The organism is Lapillicoccus sp., assembly GCF_025353065.1.
In the GTDB taxonomy this organism is placed as follows: Bacteria; Actinomycetota; Actinomycetes; order Actinomycetales; family Dermatophilaceae; genus Lapillicoccus.
Window position 1 is genome coordinate 1 of record NZ_JANXRJ010000247.1, and the last position, 3870, is coordinate 3870.

A 3870-nucleotide genomic window follows, 5' to 3' on the forward strand; every position below is an offset into this window, starting at 1 on the left:
CGGGTCGCTGATGCTGCTGCTGACCATGGTCCAGCTCGGGGTCGCAGCCGTCCGCCGGGACGGGCGCTCGATCGCCCGGCTACTCACCGGGGTTGGGCAGTTCGTGATGGTGTGGGTCGGCTGGATCGCCCTGGCGGTGACCGTGGTCGCGGCCTGTGGCGGGCTGACTCGGGCGCTGATGTCGACGCTGCTGCACATCGACCGGTGGGCCCAGTTCGACCCGCTCGGGACCCCGATCGCGACCCAGGACCTGACCGACGGCACCGTCGCCACCGTCTTGGGGTTCCTGGGGATCTTCATGGTCCTGGCCGCGATCGGGCACCTCCTGGTGATGCTGACCCGGGCCGGGGCGCTGATGGTGCTGGCCGCGACCACCCCGATCTCGGCCGGGGGACTGGTCAGCAACGCGGGGCAGAGCTGGTTCTGGAAGAGCCTGCGCTGGTTCATTGCCGCCGCGTTCACGCCCGTGCTGATGATCCTGGTCCTCGGCATCGGAGTGAAGATGACTTCCGGTGTCGCGACCGGCATGACCGACACGCTCCAGCAGGCGATCGGGACCGCCGTACCGGGCGTCGTCCTGATCTGCATCGGCTGCTTCAGCCCTCTGGCCCTGTTCAAGCTCCTCGCGTTCGTCGACCCCGGCACCAGCTCCGGCTCCTCCCTACGCGCCGGCCTCGCCGCCCAAGGCGGCCTCAGCGGCCTCCTCGCCGGGAGCAAGGGCGGCGGCGGGGACAGTCAGGGTGAGGGTCAAGGCGAAGGTGCGGGGACGACGACCGCGGCGTCCGAGACCGACCAGCACGGACGCTCCCAAGGGGAGAACGCCGGCGCGGAGGCCACCAGCTCCCGTATGACCCAGGCCGCGGGAGGCCTGACGAGCACGGCCGGGGGAGCGTGGGGCCAGCTCGCCAGCGCCAGCATCGGGGCCCTCGCCACCGTCGGCGCCCGCGCGGCCGCGGTCGGCGCCGACCTGACCAACCAGATGGGCGTCGGCCACAACACCTACGTCCCCGACTTCACCTCCACCCGAGGATCCACGGCCGGCCCCAACGGCCGCCCCTCCGACGGTGGCTCTGAGGACGACAACCCCGAAATCAACGGCTCCGGACCCCACGACCCTGTACCCGGTGAGGACCCCAGCTCGGTGAACCTAGGGGGTGCGACGTCCCCTCCGTCGCCGCAACCCTTCAGCCCTGCTCCGGCACCGAGCGGAGGAGCCGGCCCCAGCACCCGCTCGAGCGGGGGAGCCGGTGGCTCCAGCCCGGCCGGCGGTGGTGCCGGCGCCAGCGAAGCGGCCGGTGCTGCGGGCGCCGTGCCGGTCGTCCCCGTCTGAACCCCCGCCGCACCCATTCAGTCTTGAGCGAAGGAGAAGTGACCGTGGGCGTCATCTACAGCGACTACAGCCGGGCCCGGATCGGCTGGTTCTTCGGCCTGTCCGGCTGGCAGCTGGGCGTCGTCGCCCTCGGCACCCTGCCGGTGTTCGGGTGCATCCAAGCCGGGTCCTGGGCCGCCGCCGGACTCTTCCTCCTGCTCTGGGCCGTCGTCACCGCGGTCACCGTCACCCCGGTACGGGGCCGGTCCGCGACCGGGTGGATCGCCGCGTCCCTGGCCTTCGCCGTCGGCGGCCTGACCGGGTGGACCCGGTTCCGGTCCGCCGCCTCCCACGGCCGGGCCGCCTCGCTCGACGAGGCCGACCTACCCGGGGCGCTGGCCGCTATCCAGATCCACGACGGCCCTCCGATGCTGCGCGACGGGGCGTCGTTCTCCCGGATCGCGATCATCCAGAACCACGCCACCCGGACCTGGGCGGTCACCGCGGCCGTCGTCCACCCCGGTATCGGCCTGCGCGAGCCCGAGGACCGAGACCGGTACGGCCGCGGGCTGGCCGAGCTGCTCGACCTGGCCTCCCAGACCGAGCTCGTCGACGAGATCCTCCTGCTGGTGCGGACCGTCCCCGAGGACGGCGCCGAACGCGACCAGTGGCTCGCCCGCCACCGCCGCCCCCTCGAGGCCCAACCGCGCGGGCCGCACGGGCAGCAAGGAGAACGGGCACCGCAGAACGCCTCTGCCGCAGGACTGGTCGGGGTCCGGGCGATCAACGACGAGCTCCAGCAGTGCCTGACCCGGGCCAGCGTCCGCACCGAGTCGTTCGTCACCGTCGTCATCCCGGAAGGCCGCCTCGCCCGGTCCGCAAGGGAGTCCGGCGGCGGGCTGGAGGGCCGCGCCCGCGTCATCTACGGGGTCCTGGCCGAGATCGAGGCCCAGCTACGCGGCGGGCTCGGGATGACCGCCGTGACCTGGCTGACCAGCCCCGAGCTCGCCCTGGCCTGCCGCACCGGGTTCGCCCCCGGAGACCGCGCCGGCATCATCGACGCCCTCGCCGCCCGCACCACCCAACACGACACCCAGCACGACCAGCCGTCCGGCGCAGCCAGTCGACAAGTGGACCCGCCGGTCAACGCGGACGTCCCGTGGGCGCTGGCCGGGCCGTCCGGGGCCGACCCGGCGGCCCGGCACTACAGCCACGACGCGTGGAACAGTGTGAGCGCCACCGTCAAGCTGCCGGTCAAGGGCGCCGCGATGGGCGCGTTGCTGCCGGTCCTGACTCCCGCCGACCCGGGGGAGCGACGCAGCCTGATGGTCGCCTACCCGATCCTGTCCTCGACTGCCGCCGGGCGGCAGTCCGCGACCAGCGAGTGGGCCGCCGACATCGGCGACGAGCTGCGAACGAAAGCCAAGATGAAGCAGACCGCCAAGGCCCGGGACGAGGCCGACAAGGTCCGCCGCCTCGACGGCAAGCTCGCCCGCGGCAACGCCATGACCCGCCCGTATGCCGTGTGCACCGTCACCGTCCCCAAGACCGCCCGCGCCTCCGAGTTCGGCCGCCGGCTCGACGCCTCCGTCCGCCGGGCCGGGTTCGCCCCCCTGAGACTGGACCTCGCCCAGGACGTCGCGTTTGCAGCGTCGGCTGTCCCGCTCGGTATCAGCCTCACCCGGACTCGGGACTGACGCCGTGAACGCCACCGGGAATCCTGTGCGGGGACCTCGCCGGGACCGCCACAGCGGTCACCGTGCTCACCGCGTCACGGACGCCGGCCGCGGCGTCGCCCGTCTCCTCGCGGACTTCGGCCACGACCTGCCCTCAATGCCGGCCAGCGGCGCTGCCCCCAAGGAGCCTCGCCTCTTCCGCCCCGACTCAGGCTCCGTCCTCGGGCAGGGTCCCCGTCGCGCAGGTCGGGGGTGGGCGCCGGCGTCAGCGCCGGTGTCGACCTGGCGGATGACGTCCGACCAGGCCCCGGTGTTGTGGCCGTTCATCGCGGCCCCGGGACTGCCTCCGACCGGCGCGCAGATGGGCGTCGACCTGCTCTCCGGCGGCTGCTTCTACGCCGACCCGCTGGGCTGGGTCCTGTCCGACGACGTGCCGGTCACCAACCCCAACATCTTCTCCTTCGGCAAACCCGGCCGCGGCAAGTCCGCCACGACCAAGGCGTTCTGCCTACGGATGACCGACTTCGGCTACCGCATCCTCGTCCTGGGCGACCCCAAGGACGAGTACGAAGGCCTGTGCCGGTTCTTCGGGGTCGAGCCCGTCGCCATCGGCCACGGCCTCCCGACCCGGATCAACCCCCTCGCGTTCGGGCCCCTCCTGCAGGGCTGGGACCACCTGAGCCCCGCGCAGGCGCAAGGGCGGGCCGCGGTCGTCTTCGGACGCTGGCTCACCCTGATCCGCGGGCTGGTCGGCAGCCAACGGATCGGGGAGCACCGGGTCCCGTTCGGCCCCACCGACGAGGTCGTCACCAAAGCAGCACTGGCCCACCTGACCGGGTACGCCGCCGGGCACACCACGATGCGCGAGACCACGATCCCGCAGCT

The 3870-nt window shown here is 73.0% G+C and carries 2 protein-coding genes and 1 pseudogene; all 3 read left to right on the forward strand.

Translation table 11 applies throughout. From position 1 onward, the window contains the following. On the forward strand, nucleotides 1–1330 hold a 1330-nt coding region (locus Q0R63_RS18195; RefSeq protein ID WP_295700480.1), incomplete at its 5' end, for a type IV secretion system protein. Nucleotides 1331–1374: 44 nt separating this feature from the next. Further along, on the forward strand, nucleotides 1375–3006 hold the full coding sequence (locus tag Q0R63_RS18200; protein WP_295700482.1) for an SCO6880 family protein: 1632 nt from the start codon (nucleotides 1375–1377) through the stop codon (nucleotides 3004–3006). Nucleotides 3007–3274: 268 nt separating this feature from the next. Next, nucleotides 3275–3870: pseudogene (locus tag Q0R63_RS18205) on the forward strand (ATP-binding protein); the annotation flags it as partial.